Genomic DNA, 17,371 nt, shown 5'->3' with positions numbered 1-17,371 from the left:
GCGTCCCCGCCGGGCACCGCACACGATTGACAAAGGTTCGCCGCGAGCGAGGTGCCCACCGATGCCGATGCCGCCCCTTGAGATTGACCGCACCAGCCCCGTCCCCATCTACTTTCAGATCGGCCGTCGCCTGGAAGAGGCCATCGACCGGGGCGAGCTGGTCCCCGGCGAACGCATCCCCACCGAGATCGAACTGGCCGACAGCCTGGACATCTCCCGGCCCACCATCCGCCGGGCCATCGAGGAACTCGTCGACAAGGGGCTGCTCACCCGCAAACGCGGCGTCGGCACCCGGGTCACCGACGTCCAGGTCCGCCGCCGGGTCGCCCTGACCAGCCTCTTCGACGACCTGGCCGCGGCCGGCCGGCAGCCGCAGACCCGGGTGCTCGCCTACGAGACCGACTGCGCCGACCGGCACGCCGCCCGGATGCTCGGCCTGGCCGCCGACGAGAGACTCGTGCACTGCGAACGGCTGCGGCTCGCCGACGGCATGCCCCTGGCCCTGCTGCGCAACTGGCTGCCACCCCGGTTCGCCGGCCTCAACGGCGACGCGCTGGCCACCCGCAGCCTCTACCGGCTGATGGGCGAATGGAACGGCCGGCCGGCCGTCGCCAAACAGCGGATCACCGCGAAAGCCGCCACCCCCGCCCAGGCCCGGCTGCTCGACATCGGCCCGCACACCCCGCTGATCAGCATGCAGCGCACGTCGTTCGACAGCACCGGCGCGGCCGTCGAATACTCCGACCACCTGTACCGGGCCGACCACTACGCCATCGAGGTGACCGTCTTCAATCGGTGAGGCGGGCGCATGCGACGATGCAGCGATGACCGAACGGCTCCTGCAGGTCGACGAGGTCACCGACGTCCTCGAGGTGCGTGAGGCCCTGGAACGGACCGCGGCGGCCCGGGTCACCGCGCTGCGCCGGGACCCCGCGGTGATCGCCGCCGAGCTGCGGGACCCCCTCGACCGGCAGGCCGCCGCGATGGCCGCCGGGGACATGGCGACGTTCATGGCGGCCGGCGCCGACTTCCACCTCGCCGTGGTCGGGCTGTCCGGCAACCCGGTCGCCGAGCGCCTCTTCGCCCCGTTGCGCGACCATCAGCTGCGGCTCGCCCGCCTGGTGCTGACCGTCGCCGACCTGGAGCCGGCCGAGTCCTTCGCCGAGCATCTGGAGCTCGGCGACCGTCTGCGCGAGCACGACTTCGCCGGTTACTCCCGCATCCTCGACCGCCACCTGGCCCGGCACCAGGGCCTGCTCTGACCCCACCCGGCGTGCCACGCTGCGGCACGATCCGCACCACAACGCGGCACACGAGGTAACCGTGCGTGCCACCCTCCGGCGCGATCCGCACCGCAGCGCGGCACACGAGGTAACCCCGCGTGCCACCTTCCGGCACGATCCGCACCGCAGGGTGGCACGCGCGGTGACCGTGCCGGTCAGCGGGTCGCGGAGACGAAGACGCGGTCGCGGCCGGCGCGCTTCGCCGCGTACAGCGCCGTGTCGGCCCGGGCCAGCAGCTCCTCGGCGGTCTCGGTGCCGTTCCACTGGGCGGCACCGGCCGAGAACGTCTGCCCCAGCGGCGTCACCGACTGCAACCTCTCGATGATCCGGTCCGCGTCGCCCAGCTTGGCGTGGTCGAAGATCGCACCGAACTCCTCCCCGCCGTAGCGGGCCAGCAGGTCCTCCGGACGCAGCTGCCCCTTCCACGCCGCGGCGGCACTGGTGAGCAGCTCATCGCCGCCCTGGTGGCCGAACTCGTCGTTGTACCGCTTGAAGTAGTCCAGGTCGATGATCGCCACCACCACCGGAGTGCCGTGCCGGCGGGCGGCCGCGATCCGGCGTTCCAGCTCCAGATCCCAGGCGCGCCGGTTCGGCAGGGTGGTCAGCGCGTCGATGTGGGCGACCGCGTCCAGCTGGCGGGCCTTGTCCTGCACCTGCCCGACCAGGTCGACCATGCGCAGCGTGAGCAGGACGAACAGCAGGATGGAGCCGATCCCGGCGGCGACCCAGTCGACCCGGCCGCCCTGCAGCACCCCTTGGGCGAGCAGCAGCGCCGGGGCGGCCAGGCAGGCGAGGTTGACCAGCATGACGCGCCGCGGGGACATGTCGGAGACCGGGCGCAGCGGGCGGCCGGTGAGGATCCGCATCGACGGGTGCATGGCCGCGCCGGCCATCAGGAAGGGCGCGAAGGACGACAGTGCGCTCGCGTCCGGGCCGTCGACGGCGAGAACCAGCATCACCAGGCCGAAGATGTGGGTGCTGGCCTGGAGCACCAACGACGCGCTGATCTGCCAGAACGCGGCGTTGCGCTGCCCCATCGAGGTGAAGAAGCGGATCAGGACGCCCAGCAGCAGCACGTCGCCGAACGGGAACAGCGCCGCGTAGACGTCGCCCAGCATCTGGCTGTGCATCCGCATCAGCGGGGTGATCACCAGAAGCCAGCAGGCCAGCCCCAGCCCGACACTGATCATCAGGGCGTCGAGCATGCCCGCCCGATCCTGCCGCCAGGAGGCGCTGCGCACGATGAACAGCAGAGCCGCCGCCTCGACCGGGTAGATGGTCATGAAGATCGGCATGGCGATGTGGGCGGCGCCGGCGAAGTAGAAGCCGTAGCCGACGATGGTGATCAGGCCGGCGCCGGCCAGGAACAGCCAGGGCCACTTCGGCGTGGGGCGGTTCAGCCACACGCCGGCCGCGATGCCACCGGAGAAGATCACCGGTAGCAGGGTCGTCATCAGCCCGCCGATGGGGCTCGTCGAGGTGGCGAACGCCTGGACGAGACAGTACAGAACACCCAGCCCCAGCCAGATCCGCCAGATCCACAGCACCTTCGTCTGCCGGGCGGCGTCGGGTTCGGCGTCGAGGTCCGATCCCGGGTCGCCGGCACGGATGACCGCCACGTCCACCGGCTCACCCGGGTCGGTACGGTTCAACAGAGCCTGCGTCACGTACGCCGCCTCCCCCTTCTCACGTCGCTGTCGCCATCATCGGCAGCCACCGGCCGCGATGCAGCGGTCCGGTGACTTCCGCAACCAGGTCGCCACCGGTCTGCTAGTCGGATCGGCGGATAGGTTGGAGAAGTGAGCGCTGTGACAGTGGTCGGGGCCGGGGTGATCGGGCTGAGTGTGGCGCACGAGCTGGCGACGGCCGGGCACGATGTCCGGATCGTGGCCGATCGTGACGCCGGGGCCAGTGTGTCCGCGGTGGCCGCCGCCGTCTGGTTCCCGCACGACGTGGAGCACACCGCCGAGGTGCTGGACTCGGCCGCGGCCACCTACCGCCGCCTGGAGGTGCTCGCCGCCGATCCGGCGACCGGGGTGCACATGCGGCCGGGCACGGTGTTGTCCCGGGAGGCCGAGCCGGACACCTCGTGGACCCGTTCGGTGCCGCACACCACCCCGGCGCCGTCCCGGCCGGACGGCGCGACCGGGCTGCGCTGCACCGTTCCGCTGGCCGAGACGAGCACCTATCTGAGCTGGCTGCGGGGGCGGGTGCGGGCGCTGGGGGTGCGGTTCGAGACGGCCGCGGTGACGTCGGTGGCCGAGCTGTCGCGGGCGCACCACCCGGACGCCCTGGTGGTGGCGGCCGGGCTGCGGTCCGGGCCGTTGCTCGGCGACGGGTCGTGCTTCCCGATCCGGGGGCAGGTGGTGCGCCTGGCCAACCCCGGGCTCACCGAGTGGATCACCGACGATCAGAATCCGGAGGGCTTGACGTACGTCGTACCCAGGCGCTCCGACGTGGTCTGTGGTGGGACCGGCGAGGTCGGATCGTGGGACGAGCGGATCGACCCGGAGATCGAGGCGGGCATCCTGCGCCGGGTGTGTGCCCTGGTCCCGGAGTTGTCGGGGCAGCCGGTGCTGTCCCGGGCGGTGGGGTTGCGGCCGGGCCGGAGCGGGGTGCGGGTGGGCGTGGTGCCGGGGTTCGAGCGGCCGGTGTTCGCGTGTTACGGCCACGGTGGCGCAGGTTTCACCCTGTCCTGGGGTGACGCGGCCCGGATCGCCGCCCTGATCGATTCACCCGCCACGATGGAGTGAACCCTCAGTAACCGTACAGTCACACGTGCTACTGTCCGGTTCGTGCCCGATCATCCGGTGCCCCATTCTCTGGTGCGCTGTGCGCTGTGCGCGCCGGTGCCCGGTGTCGGCGATGTGTTCCCGCACGGAAGGACGAACATGACGGTCAACGCCAACCTCGACAAGCTGCTCGACAAGAAGTTCGAGGACCACGACCTGCAGGCCCTCCCGGACGCTCCGGTCGACGCGCTCGCCGGGGTGAGCAAGGCCGACGCCGACGCCCTGGACAAGGCGTTCGGCATCAGGACCATCGGCGACCTGGGCCGCAGCCCACAGATCCGGGCCGCGGTCGCGATCACCCAGCTGGCCGACTCCAGCAAGTGACGTGACCCGTGCTGACCGGCGCCACTCCGGCGCCGGTCAGCCGTTCACTTGATCCTTCGGGTCTGGCGGGCCACCAGCTTGTCGTACTCGTGATGCTTGTCCAGCCACTCACCCAGGAACGGGCACATCGGCACCACGGTCCGCCCCCGCTCGCGGGCGTCGTCCATCACCGCGCGGGCCAGCAGCGAACCCACCCCCTGCCCCTCGAAGCCGGGATCGACCTCGGTGTGCGTGTAGACCACGATCGGGCCGGTCACCTGATAGGTGACCACACCGGCGAGCGCGCCGGAATCGTCCCGCGCCTCGAAACGCCCCTTGTCCGGCACGTCGGCCACCGTGATCGTCACGCGCCCATCCAACCATGCGCCGCCAACCGGCCCACCGAGGCCTGATATCCGGGCAAGATGGGTTGAATGCGAAGTCCCACACTCCTCGACTCGGACGCGGTGCTCGCGGTGATGTCCGAGGCGTACGTGGCGGTCACCGTCGGCGGCCGGATCGTGGAGTGGAACCCGGCGGCCGAGGCGACCTTCGGCTGGTCCCGGCGGGAGGCGTGCGACAGCGACTTCACCGGGCTGATCGTGCCGGCCCGGCACCGGGCCACCTACGCGGCCGGGCTCAAGCGGCTGGCCGCGGGCGATCCGGGCCGGCTGCTGCAGCGGCGGATCCAGCTCACCATGGCCCACCGGGACGGTCACGAGATGCCGGTGTCGACCATGCTCACGGTCACCGGCAGCGGCACCGGCCAGGTGGTGCACGCCCTCGCCCACGACGTGTCGGCGAGCCTGCGCGGCAGCCGGTTCACCGTGGTGGAGGCGGCCGTCTCCCGGGGTCTGGCCGAGGCCCCGAACAGTGCCGTGGCCGCCGCCCGGGTGGTGGAGGCCCTGGGCGTACGGATGGGCTGGCCGGTCTCCGAGCTCTGGCTGTTCGACGAGAACCGGCAGATGCTGGTCTGCACCGCCCGGCACAATCGGGCCGGCCGGGACCTGGCCGGTTTCGCCGTCGACGAACTGGCGCCCGGATCGGGGCTGCCGGGCATCGTGCACCGTACCGGCCGGGTCCGCTGGGCGCCCGGCATCGCCGCCCGGATCGGCCTGCACGCCGCGGTCGGGGTGCCGATCCGCAGCGGCTCCCGGGTGCTGGGGGCGCTCTGCGTCTACGGCGACCGGGCCGAGAAACCCGACGCCACCCTGACCAGCCTGCTGTCCGGGCTGGCCGCGCACGTCGGCCAGTACCTGGAGCGTCGCCGGGCCGAGGAACTCGCCATCGACCTGGCCCGGACCAAGGACGAATTCCTCACCCTGGTCACCCACGAGCTGCAGAATCCGCTCGCGGTCATCCTCGGCACGGTGGCGATGCTCGCCGACGACGGGATCGAGGCCGATGAGCGGCGGCGGTACCTGCGGGTGATCGGCAGCAGCGCGGAACGGCTCAGCCTGCTCACCAGCGACCTGCTCGACCTGGCCCGGCTGGAATCCGGCAGCCTGAGAATGGAGATGGAGTCGCTGGACCTGACCGGGCTGCTGGCCGAGAGCATCGCGACCAGTGCCGGCGCCGCCGACGCCAAGGACTTGACGCTGCGCGTCGAACTGCCGCCCTACCTGCCGGTACGCGGTGACCCGGACCGGCTCCGCCAGGTGGCCGACAATCTGCTCTCCAACGCGGTCAAGTACACCCCGGCCGGTGGCACCGTGACCGTCAGCGCCGGCCCGGACAGCGTCGAACCGGACTGGGTGAGCTGGACCGTCACCGACAGCGGCATCGGCATCCCGGCCGAGGAACGTCCCCGGCTGTTCCGCCGGTTCTACCGGGCGTCCACGGCCGTCGACGCGCGGATCCCCGGCACCGGGCTGGGCCTGGCGATCGCCCGGACCATCGTGGAACGCCACCACGGCACGATCGCGGTCGCCGACCGGGCCGGGCCCGGCACCACCTTCGTGATCCGGCTGCCGTACGGGGACTGATCAGGGCGCGCCGGCCTCCGCGTACCGATTCTTGCCACTGGTCTTCGCCGCGTACATGGCGGTGTCGGCCTCCCGGATGATGTCGTCGGCGCCGAACCCCGGCTGGTTGATCGCGATGCCGACACTGGCCGACACCCGCGCCGCGAACGCCCCGATCATGATCGGTTCCTGGGCGTCCGCGATGATCCGCTCGGCGGTCGGCCGGGCGTCGGCGGCACTGGTCAGCCCCTCCAGGATGATCGCGAACTCGTCACCTCCGAACCGGGCCACCGTGTCCGAGGCCCGCAGCCCGGTCCGCAACCGCCCGGCGATGGCCCGCAGCACCGTGTCCCCGGCGTCGTGCCCGTGCTCGTCGTTGATCTGCTTGAAGCCGTCCAGGTCGATGAAGAGCACCGCGAAGTGCCGCCCACCCCGGGCATGCGTGGTCAGGGCGTGTTTCAGCCGGTCGTAGAAGAGCAGCCGGTTCGCCAGACCGGTCAGCTGGTCGTGGAACGCCAGATAGCGCAGCTGATCCTCACGCTCGCGCAGCTGGGACTCCACCTGCTCCCGGCGGGAGATGTCCCGGCGCAGCTCGGCGGTGGCCCGGTCGACCTGCTCCAGCGCCCGGTTCCGGCTGCCGGCCATCACCGCGGTCATCGCCGCCAGCATGATCGTCAACCCGGTGCCGGACGCCAGGGTGAGCCGGCTCAGCCCCCGGTCGGTGACCGACAGCAACCGGCTGGTCGGGAACATGCTGATCTGCCACAGCCGCTGCCCGGCGGTGATGCTGGTGTGGCGTTCCAGATCGCGGTCGTCCACCCGGTTGCCCGGCGCGACGTCGGCCAGCACTGTCGCCGTCCCCGCCGGGTCGACGAGCTGCGCCTGCACCACACCCTGCCCCCGGTCCAGCAGCGTCTGCGACAGGAAGTCCTGAACGCGCAACCCCATCGTCGACCAGCCGATGAACCGGTCCGGGGCGGCCGTGCCCAGCCCGGTGTAGACCGGGGTGGCCAGCGCCACCGACGACTGCCGCAGGCCCGCCGCCACCACGTCGTCGCGCAGCAGGTGATAGGCCGCGCTGATGGCCAGCCGGCCGCTGTCCCGGGCCACCGTGAGCATGGCGCTGGCCTGCGGGCTGGCGGTCATGTCGGTGCCGTGCATCTCCTTACGGCCGTCGAAGCCCTTCTCGAAGATCACGAACTCGTGCTCGGCGACCGCCGGATTCGGCATCAGGACCAGACCGGTGACCCCCTGCCCACGCCAGAACCGCTGCACGGCCGGAACCTCCGCGGTCGTAGCCGGCACGATGAACCCGATACCACTGGTCCCCGGCAGCCGGTTGGCGACGATCCCCGCGGTGATCCGCTGAAAGTCGTCCCGGGTCAGATCGGTCTGGGCACCGATCGCATACCCCAGGTCGGCGAGCGTGTCCCCGTAGCGGGCCACCCGGTCGGTGACCGCGTCGGTGATCTCGGCGGCATACCGGTCCATCAGCTGCCCCGCGTACCGGTCCTCCCCGGTCTCGACCGCCAGATAGGCGCCGAACGAGACAGCGGTGCCGGCCGACAGCACCAGAAGGGTCAACAGCAGCGCGGTCAGACGCCGCCGGGGTACCCGGGCCCGCACCACACTCACCCTCCCCCGTTCGGCACCAGCAGCGGTTCACTGAGCCGCTAACTGTTCCACACGCGGAATGGAATCCACGGGATGACTGAATTGCCCGCCCGACCGGCGGAGGCCACCCCGAAAAGTGGGCGATAACGTTCGCTGACGAGACGATCGCGAGCTTTACGCAACACCGCGGAGGAACTGAATATGGCCGTCCGGCAGCCGGTCCCGCTCGCCCTCATGGCGGTCGGCGTCCTCGCCGGAGGTGGCGGCGCGACAGCCGGTGCCATCGGCGGTATTCGGATCAAGCGGGCCGCGGCACGGAAACGGGAGGACGCGACCCGATACAACGATCGTCACACTGCACACCTGACCGAGCACGAGAAGACGAACGTTGCACTCCAGGATTTCGGCCGACTGCATGAGCAGGCACACCGCCAGGTCGTCTTCCGGATGCGGGACTTCCTGGTACGCCAGAACAAACAGGTCCTGATGCGTGAACACCGGATCCTCGATGGCATCGACTCCTCACATGTTCTCCAGGTATCGGCGCTGCCGAGATTCGATGGGGACATCGAGGACTGGGCCCGTGGCATTCTCCGTACCGCCGCCATCGGGCCCGCCGCGTGGATGGCACTCTGGCACAGCGTGAAACAGTTCGCGCGCGCCAGCACCGGAACACCCATCAACAAACTGCGGGGCGCCGCCGCGGAACGTGCCGGACGGGCCTATCTCGGCGGAGGCAGCATCGCGTCCGGCGGTGGTGGGATGGCCCTCGGAACATTGGTACAGCGAATCGCCATCGGCGGACTGGTGCTTCTTGCCGCGGGACTGACGACATGGATGCAGGGCAGCAGGAAACAAACCGAGGCTGACGAGGTCCGGACCGCTGTCGACATCGCGGTCCAGAAGTTCGCGCATCGCGACGAACTCTTCCGCGGGGTACGCCTGCGCGCGCAGGAGAAGCACGACGTCCTCAGCCGGCTGGCCGCCGAGGCGACAGAGGCCTTCGACCTGCTGGAGTCCGAACATTTCGACATGGCTGTCCACGGCGTACGCCTTCAGAAGGCCCTGATCCTGGTCAAGGCGGTCCAGGAGGTGGCCACCGCACCCGTCGCCGACGAGGACAGCGGATTGAACCCGGACACCGAGAAACTCATCTTTCACTACCGGGCCGCGCGCAAGGAGACAGCGGATGTCTGACCGGAACGACGTCTACGAAGGCACCCCGATGCCGAAGCATATCGATGCCATGGATGCGTTCAACGCGCTCAACCTGATCGTCGGTGTGGTCCGCGAGTCGGTCCAGGTGACGCAGACGGAGAGCACCAAACGCGAGCGGCTCCGGACCTACCGGGAAACCGAGGTCGCTCGGATCAAGGCGTCGGAGACCGCACTACGGGACTACTTCGACCGGATCTTCGAGGAACGGCGGGAGATTCACAGAAAGTTGTTCGCCAGCCTCGATCAGGCGCTGGCATCCGGGGATGTCACCGCGATCCAGGCCGTCGTCGGGGGAATCGTCGAGGTGGCGCGAACGTCACCCCTCGCGGACATCGGCAACCTCAACAATCTGCGGCAGGCGATGGACGATCCGGAGACCGTCTTCGAGCTGTGAGGCATCGCAACCGGATCGCACCCCTGGGAAAGGTGGGGTCGGGGGTGGTGCCGCCGATCAGCACCCGGTGGATCGAGGAGGCGGGTTGATGAGGGCTGGGACGTTCCAGGGCTGGGCCGTGATCGTCCTCGTCACCGCGGCCGTTGTCCTGGGAGCCCGGCCCGGATACGCGACACCGGCCGGGGACTATCAGGACCGGCTGAACAGTGCTGTACAGCAGATGCTGGACACGGTGGTCGGGCCCGGCCGGGCGACCGTCACCACCGCCGTCGAGCTGGATCTGGAGCAGGTCGAGTCGGTGCAGACCACCTACACCCAGGATCCGGCGGTGGGGGCGCTCGCCGAGAACCTGAGCAGCCGGTCGTACACGTCCGCTGACGGCGTGACCCGGTCGGAAAGTTCCAGCAGCGCCCGTACTGGCGCGCTGAATTCCCTGCGAGAGGTCCGGCGGACCGCTCCGGGTGGTGTCAAACGGCTGAGTGTCGCGGTGGTCGTCGACTCGGCCGCTGCCGCCGACCTGCCGCGGCTGAAGAAGCTGGTGGGCGCGGCGGCCGGCATTGACACCGCCCGTGGGGATGTGCTCGCCGTATCGGCGATGCCGTTCCCGGCGGTCGTGACCCCCGCGACGCAGGCCGCGCCCGAGACAGATCCGCACTTGGTGCTGATGGGCGTGGCACTGTCGGCTCTGTTCCTGGTAGCTCTGGTGGTGGCTCTGCGGTCCCGGCGCCGCCGGTCACCTCCGCCGCCGATGCCGACGATTCCGTTGCCCCCGTTGCGTGCCGAACTGGTCAGTGAGCCCCCGGCTCTCCCTCCCGCTGCGCACGGGCGGGAGAACCAGCGCGTGATCGCCCAGCTCGCCGCCGACGACCACGGCCGGGCCACCACCGTCCTCCGTGGCTGGTCCGGCGGCCGATAAGTAACCGGATCTAGTCGAGGGCCGGGACCACCATCGGGGTTCCGGCGACCGGATCGGGGACCACCACACAGTTCAGGCCGAAGACCTTGGCGACCAGTTCGGCGGTGACCACCTCACCGGGTGGACCCTCGGCGACGATCCGGCCGCCGGCCATCGCGATCATGTGGTCGCAGAAGCGGCTGGCCAGGTTCAGGTCGTGCAGCACCACCACGATGGTCTTCCCGGCTTCGGCGTTGAGGCGGCGCAGCAGGCGGAGTAGTTCGACCTGGTGGGCGATGTCCAGGAAGGTGGTCGGTTCGTCGAGGAGCAGCAGGTCGGTGTCCTGGGCGAGGGCCATCGCCACCCACACCCGCTGGCGTTGGCCGCCGGAGAGCTGCCGGATGGGCCGGTCGATCAGGTCGGCGGTTCCGGTGGCGTCGAGGGCGCGGGCGACGGCGTCGTGGTCGGTGTCGGTCCAGCGCCGGAACCAGCCCTGATGCGGGTACCGGCCGCGGGACACCAGGTCGGCGACGGTGATGCCGTCGGGTGCGATCGGGCTCTGTGGGAGCAGGCCGAGGACTTTGGCGACGTCCAGGGTGCTCAGGCCGGTGACCGGCTGGCCGTCGAGGTAGACGGTGCCGGCGCGGGGCGGCAGCAGCCGGGCCAGGCCGCGCAGCAGGGTGGATTTGCCGCAGGCGTTGGCGCCGACGATGGCGGTGACCCGGCCGTCGAGGACGGCGACGTCGAGTTCGGTGACGACGGGCCGCTGGTCGTATCCGAGGGTGAGGCCCTGGGCGCGCAGTCGGCTCATCCGCCGGCTCCTCGTCGGTTCGTGGTGGCGAGCAGCCACAGCAGGTAGGGGGCGCCGACCGCGCCGGTGACCACACCGGTGGGCAGCGGGGTGGGCGTCAGGTGGACGGCTACCAGGTCGGCGGTGAGCAGCAGGGCCGCGCCGGTGAGGGCGGCCGGTGGGATGCCGCCGGCGGCCGGGCCGAGGAGGCGGTCGGCGACCGGGCCGGCGATGAGGGCGACGAAGATGATCGGGCCGGCCGCGGAGACCGCGAGGGCGACCAGGATGACCGCGACGGCGAGGAGGAGGGCGCGGCTGAGTTCGGTGCGCGCGCCCAAGGCCCGTGCCGTGTCGTCGCCGAGTTCGAGGGCCCGCAGGTGGCGTCGCAGGAACACCGCCAGCGGGAGGAGTACGACGATTGCGGCCAGCAGGAGGTCGAGTTCGGCGTCCTCGGCCTGGCCGACGGATCCGGTGAGCCAGTGCATGGCCTGCCGGGCCTCGAAGAGCTGGGCGCGGGTGAGCAGGTAGCCGATCAGCCCGTCGAGGAACACCGCGATGCCGATGCCGACCAGGATGAACCGGTAGCCGCTGACCCCGTCGCGCCAGGCCAGCACATACATCAGGGCGGCCGCGGCGATGGCGCCGAGCAGGGCGAGCCCGCTGACCGCGAGTCCGCTGAGCTGGAGCAGCACGATGCCGGTGACGGCGGCGAGGCCGGCGCCGGAGGTGATGCCGACGAAGTCGGGTGAGGCGAGCGGGTTGCGCAGCAGCTGCTGGAAGATGGTGCCGGAGGCGCCGAGTGCGAGCCCGACGGCGAGGCCGGTGAGGGCGGTCGGCAGGCGCAGGCCGAGCACGACGAAGTCGACGCTGGGGTCGTCGCGCAGGCGCAGCACCGAGGTGATCACTTCGGCGGCGGTGAGCCGCATGCTGCCGGCCATCATGGTGAACACGAACAGTGCCGTCACCACGGCGGCCAGCACGACGGTGACGGTGACGCCGCGGAGCAGGCGCCGGCGGCGGGTGTTGCGCAGGGTGATCGCGGTCGTGGTCATCTAGGCCTCCGACATCCGGCCGTAGCGGACGATCCCGATGAACGCCGGGGCGCCGAGCACGCCGAGCACCACACCGACCTGGAGCTCGTCGGGGGCCACCACGATCCGGCCGAGCACGTCGGCGAGGAGCAGCACGATCGGGGCGAGCAGCATCGAGTACGGCAGGATCCACCGGTAGTCGGGCCCGCACACGAACCGGGCCACGTGCGGGACGACCAGCCCGACGAAGACGATCGGGCCGCACGCCGCGGTGGCCGCCCCGGCGAGCACCGCGACCACGGCGAACGCGGCCGCCCGGGTGGCGGTGACCCGCTGGCCGAGACCGCGGGCGACGTCCTCGCCGAGGGCCAGGCCGTTGAGGGCGCGGCCGAGGCCGAGCGCGGCGATCAGGCCGACGATCAGGAACGGGGCGACCCCGGTGAGCACCGGGAGATAGCGGCCGGCGAGTGAGCCGACCTGCCAGAACCGCAGCTCGTTGAGGGCTGTCACGTTGGTCATCACGATGCCGGTGGTGATCGAGCCGAGCCCGGCGGTGACCGCCGCGCCGGCCAGCGCCAGCTTGATCGGGGTGGCGCCCTCCCGGCCGAGTGAGGCGACCGTGTAGACCAGCAGCAGCGCGCCGATCGCCCCGGCGAACGCGAACCACACGTAGACGCCGGCGCCGCGCACGCCGAGGACGGTGACGGCGAAGACGACGCAGACCGCCGCGCCGGAGTTGATGCCCATGATGCCGGCGTCGGCGAGCGGGTTGCGGGTGACGCCCTGCAACACGGCACCGGCTACGCCGAGTGCCGCGCCCGCCAGGATCCCGATCAACGTACGGGGTACGCGTAACTCCAGCGTGACGGTGCTGGTGATGGATCCGTCCGCGCCCATGCCGCCGAGCGCCGCCAGCACCTCCCCGAGCCCGATGTCCCGGGACCCGAGGGTGATGCTGAGGAACGCGACGACGGCGAGGACACCGCCCAGGACGATCAGTCCCAGGCTTCTTCCCGCGGCGGTCAACTGCCGATGTTCTCGTCCGCGGCGCCCACCGCGGTGGTCAGCTTGTCCAGCTCGGCGGCGAAGTCACCGTAGGTGTGCATCCAGAACGCCGGCCAGGACACCGTGGCGCCCGCCTGCGCAGCCTTGATCTTGAACCAGGTCGGCTGCTTGCCACCCCACTCGGCGTTGGCCTTGTCGGTGTAGCCGCGGCTGTCCCACAGGATCAGGTCGGGCTGGTATTTGTCGGCGTTCTCCCAGCTCAGGTTCTCCCAGTACGGAAAGCCCTTGTCCGGGCTGTCCGGGTTGATCACCTTGAGGCCGAAGCTCTGGAAGTCGAGCAGTTCGGGGGCGTACTCCGGGTTGGCGACGTAGATCTTGTCGTCGGCGGGCGACATCGCGATCGCGGTCAGGTTCGGCTTGGCCGCCACCGCCGCCTTGAACCTGGTGACCGCGTCCTCGAAGCGCTGCTTGTTCGCCGCGATCGACGGATCGTCCACCTCGGCGCCCAGGCTCCTGGCGAGCGCCTCGTAGCCCTCGGCCAGCTGCACGATGGACTTGCCCTGGCTGATCCCGACGATCGGGGCCAGCTCGGCGATCTTCTTGCTCTTCTCGTCGACACCCTCCTCGAGGCCGCTGTTGGCCTTCTCGGCGGGCCACCAGTCGGCGACGATCAGGTCCGGCCGCAGCGAGGCCGCCTTCTCGACGTCGATCTTGCCCCATTCCTCGCCGAGGATCTCGATGCCGGTGAGGTCGAGGTTCCTCAGGTTCGGGTCGGTCTTGACCGGCTCGTCGGCGTAGATCCCGACCGGCCTGATCCCGAACGAGATCAGCGCCGCCGCCTCACCGGCGTGCGCGATGATCCGGGTCGGCGTGGTGTCCGCCTTGACCTCCTTGCCCGACCCGTCGGTGAACGACCACGGCCCGGCCGGCGCCGCACTCGCCCCGGACTCGGGCGTCTCCCCGCCCCCACAGCCCGCCATCGCGACACTGAGGACCGCGACGGTCAGAACCGCACGCCACGCACGCATTATGGATAGTCCGTTCCCTTGACGTCCGTCTAGTTAGGTCAGGCTAACCACACATCGGTCAGTTTGGCTATCCGTCAGTGCGGTCCACCTGTCCCAGCGCCTGGGCGAGCAGCGCGCGCACATGATCATCGGCCACCGAGTAGTAGATGAACGTGCCCTGCCGCCGGGCCGTGACCAGCCGGGACATCCGCAGCTTGGCCAGATGCTGACTGGCCGCGGTCGGCGTGGTGCCGGCCAGCTCGGCCAGGCAGGCGACCGACGTCTCGCCCTGGAGCAGCGCCCAGAGCACCTTGATCCGGGTCGGGTCGGAGAGCAGCCGGAACGTCTCGGCGGCCAGATCCACCTGCGCATCGCTGGGCATGTCGAAATCGGGCAGCGAATCGTGCATCTCCGCAGCATAGTGCCCCTTCGCTGATTGCGTAGTTGCGTATCTTCGTGCTTGCGCATATATGCTGCCGCACATGAAGATCGTGTGGTCCGTCTCCGAGGCCCGGTGGGCCGTCGCCGCCACCGCCCTGTTCGCGGCGGGCCTCGCGGCCCAGCTCGGCGGCGCGCCGGACGGCCTGTGGTGGGCGCTCTACCTGGCCTGTTACGTCACCGGCGGCTGGGAGCCGGGCCGGGCCGGACTACGGGCGCTGCGCGAGCGGCGGCTCGACGTCGACCTGCTGATGGTCGCCGCCGCCATCGGCGCCGCCTCGATCGGCCAGGTGCTGGACGGCGCCCTGCTGATCGTCATCTTCGCCACCTCCGGAGCCCTGGAGGCGATCGCCACCCGGCGCACCGAGGACTCGGTCCGGAGCCTGCTCGATCTCGCCCCGGAGAAGGCCACCATGCTCACCGGCGACACCGAGAGGGTGGTCGACACCGCGGATCTGGCCGCCGGCGATCTGATCCTGGTCCGCCCGGGTGAGCGGATCGGCGCCGACGGCCGGGTCACCGCCGGGCACAGCGAGGTGGACCAGGCGTCCATCACCGGCGAACCACTACCGGCCGGCCGGGGACCCGGCGACGAGGTCTGGGCCGGAACCGTCAACGGCACCGGCCTGCTGCGGATCCGGGTCGAACGGGCCGCCGCCGACAGTGTGGTCGCCCGGATCGGCGCCATGGTCGAGCAGGCCAGTGCCACCAAGGCGCGCACCCAGCTGTTCATCGAGCGGATCGAACAGCGCTACTCGATCGGCATGGTCGCCGCGACGCTCGCCCTGTTCACCGTGCCGCTGCTGTTCGGGGCCGCGTTCGAGCCGACCCTGCTGCGCGCGATGACCTTCATGATCGTGGCGTCCCCGTGCGCGGTGGTGCTGGCCACCATGCCGCCGCTGCTGTCCGCGATCGCCACCGCCGGCCGGCACGGCGTCCTGGTCAAATCGGCGGTCGTGATGGAACGCCTCGGCCGGACCACCCGTGTCGCCTTCGACAAGACCGGGACCATCACCACCGGATTCCCGTACGTCACCACGATCCGCCCGTGCCATCCCGTCACCGAGGACGAACTGTTGTCGGTCGCGGCGGCTGCCGAGGCCGGGTCCGAACATCCGCTGGGCCGGGCCGTCGTCGCCGCGGCCCGGGACCGTGGCCTCACCGTCGAGCCGGCCGCGTCGTTCACGTCGATCCCCGGCAAAGGGGTGTCGGCGATCGTCGGCGGGCGGCTCGTCGAGGTCGGAACGGCCGGCGGAACCCCGGAGGAGGATCGGGGCGAGACGGCCGTACAGGTGACGATCGACTCCCGGCCCGCCGGGATCCTGGGTCTCACCGACCGCCCACGCCCGGCCGCCGCCGGCACCGTCACCGCCCTGCGCGCGCTGACCGGGACCGAGCCGCTGCTGCTGACCGGCGACAACCCCCGAGCCGCCGCGCGGGCCGCGGAGGCCGCGGGCATCCGCGAGGTCCGGGCCGGCCTGCTGCCGCGGGACAAGGTCGCCGAGGTACGCCGGGAGACCGCCGCCGGCCGGCGCCTGCTGGTGATCGGCGACGGGGTGAACGACGCCCCCGCCCTGGCCGCCGCGCACACCGGCATCGCGATGGGCCGCGCCGGAGCCGATCTCACCATCGCCACCGCCGACGCGGTGATCGTCCGCGACGACCTGACCACCGTCCCCGCCGTGATCGCGCTGTCCCGCCGGGCCCGCCGCCTGGTCCTGGCCAACCTGGCGATCGCCGGAACCTTCATCGTCGTCCTGGTCACCTGGGACGTCGTCGGCCACCTGCCGCTCCCCCTGGGCGTGGCCGGCCACGAGGGCTCCACCATCCTGGTCGCCCTGAACGGCCTCCGCCTGCTCCGCGACTCCGCATGGCGCCCCGGGCCGTCCTAGGCCTGCGCGGCGGCCCCGGCGTGACCCCGCGAGGGCCGCGCCACGCCGGGTTCAGCCGAGGGCGCCGACGGTGGTCAGGTGGCGTTCGCGGCCGGATTCGGTGACGACTGTGATCGACAGGTTCAGGGGGGTGCCGTTCGTCTCGGCGGAGAGCGCCGCCCGGGACCCGGTGGCGATCACCGGGAGTTCCCGGGACGGGTTGCCGGCCACCGGGGCGGTCAGGCGCCAGCGGCGGATCGCCTCGGCGGCCGGGTCGGTGCACAGGTGCAGGAGCAGGTGGCCGGACGGGTTGCGTTCCGGGTGGATGCGGATCGTGTAGCCGTCGGCGGACCGGGCCTGGGCCCCACTGTCCGGGCAGGCCGCTACCGCCTCGACCGGGGCGATCGCGCCTCCGGCCAGCACCAGGACCACGCTGATCACCGCAGCCAGCGTCGATGACGCGGCCACGGCCAGGCGGCGGCGCGGTCCCCGGGGGCCGGGAGTGCCGGCGATCAGCACGAGACGATCGGGGTGACGGGCCAGCCGGGGGCGGCCCGCGAGTCTGGCCCCGTCGTAGTGGAGCGTCACCGCCGCGCCTCGGTGGCGGATGGCGTACCGGCGCTGGGTGGCTCCGGTGTCGAGCAGGCCGGACGCCCGGCAGGAACGGATCACGACGCCTCGGCTTCTCCCTGATCACGATGTCGCCGGTTGGTCGCCCCGGGGCGCCGGGAAGTTCCGGCGACCGCCAGGAAATCTGACACACCGC

Annotated in this window: 18 protein-coding genes; 9 read left to right on the top strand and 9 right to left on the bottom strand. The window is 71.2% G+C overall.

The window, feature by feature from the left end:
• The first annotated feature begins 61 nt into the window (after positions 1-61).
• Both ACQ0O7_RS12135 and ACQ0O7_RS12130 read left to right on the top strand, forming a co-directional pair.
• The gene (locus tag ACQ0O7_RS12135) at positions 62-799 is read left to right on the top strand and encodes a GntR family transcriptional regulator (protein WP_430782105.1); all 738 of its coding nucleotides are present in this window, start codon (positions 62-64) and stop codon (positions 797-799) included.
• Positions 800-824: 25 nt separating this feature from the next.
• Positions 825-1,262: an FCD domain-containing protein gene (locus ACQ0O7_RS12130; protein WP_430782104.1), complete on the top strand. Its 438-nt coding sequence runs from the start codon at positions 825-827 to the stop codon at positions 1,260-1,262.
• A 176-nt stretch (positions 1,263-1,438) separates the two neighbouring features.
• On the opposite strand, the gene ACQ0O7_RS12125 is transcribed toward ACQ0O7_RS12130, so the two are convergent.
• Positions 1,439-2,950 (bottom strand): diguanylate cyclase domain-containing protein, encoded by a 1,512-nt coding sequence (locus ACQ0O7_RS12125; protein WP_430782103.1) that lies wholly within the window; start codon positions 2,948-2,950, stop codon positions 1,439-1,441.
• Between the two features lie 132 nt (positions 2,951-3,082).
• Between ACQ0O7_RS12125 and ACQ0O7_RS12120 the strand changes: the two genes are divergently transcribed.
• Positions 3,083-4,036, top strand: a complete 954-nt coding sequence (locus ACQ0O7_RS12120) for an FAD-dependent oxidoreductase (RefSeq protein ID WP_430782102.1) — start codon at positions 3,083-3,085, stop codon at positions 4,034-4,036.
• 42 nt (positions 4,037-4,078) lie between these two features.
• The gene (locus ACQ0O7_RS12115; protein WP_430782101.1) at positions 4,079-4,399 is read left to right on the top strand and encodes a hypothetical protein; all 321 of its coding nucleotides are present in this window, start codon (positions 4,079-4,081) and stop codon (positions 4,397-4,399) included.
• Positions 4,400-4,443: 44 nt separating this feature from the next.
• Here the strand turns inward: ACQ0O7_RS12115 and ACQ0O7_RS12110 are convergent, their stop codons facing one another.
• Positions 4,444-4,746, bottom strand: a complete 303-nt coding sequence (locus ACQ0O7_RS12110) for a GNAT family N-acetyltransferase (RefSeq protein ID WP_430782100.1) — start codon at positions 4,744-4,746, stop codon at positions 4,444-4,446.
• Positions 4,747-4,812: 66 nt separating this feature from the next.
• Here ACQ0O7_RS12110 and ACQ0O7_RS12105 point away from each other — a divergent pair, with 66 nt between their 5' ends.
• Positions 4,813-6,363 carry an ATP-binding protein gene (locus ACQ0O7_RS12105; protein WP_430782099.1) on the top strand — a complete coding sequence of 517 codons (1,551 nt, stop codon included), beginning with the start codon at positions 4,813-4,815 and terminating at the stop codon, positions 6,361-6,363.
• Here ACQ0O7_RS12105 and ACQ0O7_RS12100 read toward each other — a convergent pair whose 3' ends face one another.
• Positions 6,364-7,968 carry a diguanylate cyclase domain-containing protein gene (locus ACQ0O7_RS12100; RefSeq protein WP_430782098.1) on the bottom strand — a complete coding sequence of 535 codons (1,605 nt, stop codon included), beginning with the start codon at positions 7,966-7,968 and terminating at the stop codon, positions 6,364-6,366. It lies immediately after the preceding gene.
• A gap of 189 nt (positions 7,969-8,157) precedes the next feature.
• Here ACQ0O7_RS12100 and ACQ0O7_RS12095 point away from each other — a divergent pair, with 189 nt between their 5' ends.
• The 3 genes from ACQ0O7_RS12095 (at position 8,158) to ACQ0O7_RS12085 (ending at position 10,484) form a co-directional block, all read left to right on the top strand.
• Positions 8,158-9,153 (top strand): hypothetical protein, encoded by a 996-nt coding sequence (locus tag ACQ0O7_RS12095; RefSeq protein WP_430782097.1) that lies wholly within the window; start codon positions 8,158-8,160, stop codon positions 9,151-9,153.
• A complete protein-coding gene (locus ACQ0O7_RS12090; protein WP_430782095.1) occupies positions 9,146-9,568 on the top strand; it encodes a hypothetical protein in 423 nt (140 codons plus the stop codon). Before ACQ0O7_RS12095 ends, ACQ0O7_RS12090 begins: the two co-directional genes overlap by 8 nt.
• An 88-nt stretch (positions 9,569-9,656) precedes the next feature.
• Positions 9,657-10,484, top strand: a complete 828-nt coding sequence (locus ACQ0O7_RS12085) for a flagellar M-ring protein FliF C-terminal domain-containing protein (protein ID WP_430782094.1) — start codon at positions 9,657-9,659, stop codon at positions 10,482-10,484.
• Positions 10,485-10,494: 10 nt separating this feature from the next.
• Here ACQ0O7_RS12085 and ACQ0O7_RS12080 read toward each other — a convergent pair whose 3' ends face one another.
• From ACQ0O7_RS12080 to ACQ0O7_RS12060, 5 genes are all read right to left on the bottom strand, one after another.
• Entirely contained in the window at positions 10,495-11,274 is a 780-nt protein-coding gene (locus tag ACQ0O7_RS12080; protein WP_430782093.1) for an ABC transporter ATP-binding protein, read from the bottom strand.
• Complete coding sequence (locus ACQ0O7_RS12075) at positions 11,271-12,305, bottom strand: FecCD family ABC transporter permease (protein ID WP_430782091.1); 1,035 nt, start codon at positions 12,303-12,305, stop codon at positions 11,271-11,273. Before ACQ0O7_RS12075 ends, ACQ0O7_RS12080 begins: the two co-directional genes overlap by 4 nt.
• A complete protein-coding gene (locus ACQ0O7_RS12070; protein WP_430782089.1) occupies positions 12,306-13,310 on the bottom strand; it encodes a FecCD family ABC transporter permease in 1,005 nt (334 codons plus the stop codon). It abuts the gene before it with no gap.
• Positions 13,307-14,317, bottom strand: coding sequence for an ABC transporter substrate-binding protein (locus ACQ0O7_RS12065; RefSeq protein WP_430782087.1), 1,011 nt, complete (start codon positions 14,315-14,317; stop codon positions 13,307-13,309). The genes ACQ0O7_RS12070 and ACQ0O7_RS12065 overlap by 4 nt, the downstream gene beginning before the upstream one ends.
• Before the next feature lie 67 nt (positions 14,318-14,384).
• A complete protein-coding gene (locus tag ACQ0O7_RS12060; protein ID WP_430782085.1) occupies positions 14,385-14,705 on the bottom strand; it encodes an ArsR/SmtB family transcription factor in 321 nt (106 codons plus the stop codon).
• Between the two features lie 73 nt (positions 14,706-14,778).
• On the opposite strand from ACQ0O7_RS12060, the gene ACQ0O7_RS12055 reads away from it, so the two are divergent.
• Positions 14,779-16,626: a heavy metal translocating P-type ATPase gene (locus ACQ0O7_RS12055; RefSeq protein ID WP_430782084.1), complete on the top strand. Its 1,848-nt coding sequence runs from the start codon at positions 14,779-14,781 to the stop codon at positions 16,624-16,626.
• Positions 16,627-16,677: 51 nt separating this feature from the next.
• Here ACQ0O7_RS12055 and ACQ0O7_RS12050 read toward each other — a convergent pair whose 3' ends face one another.
• Entirely contained in the window at positions 16,678-17,277 is a 600-nt protein-coding gene (locus ACQ0O7_RS12050) for a hypothetical protein (RefSeq protein ID WP_430782083.1), read from the bottom strand.
• Positions 17,278-17,371: the final 94 nt, after the last annotated feature.

This window comes from Actinoplanes sp. G11-F43, assembly GCF_050589265.1.
Taxonomy (GTDB): domain Bacteria; phylum Actinomycetota; class Actinomycetes; order Mycobacteriales; family Micromonosporaceae; genus Actinoplanes.
This window is presented reverse-complemented; position numbering and strand designations above follow the sequence as displayed.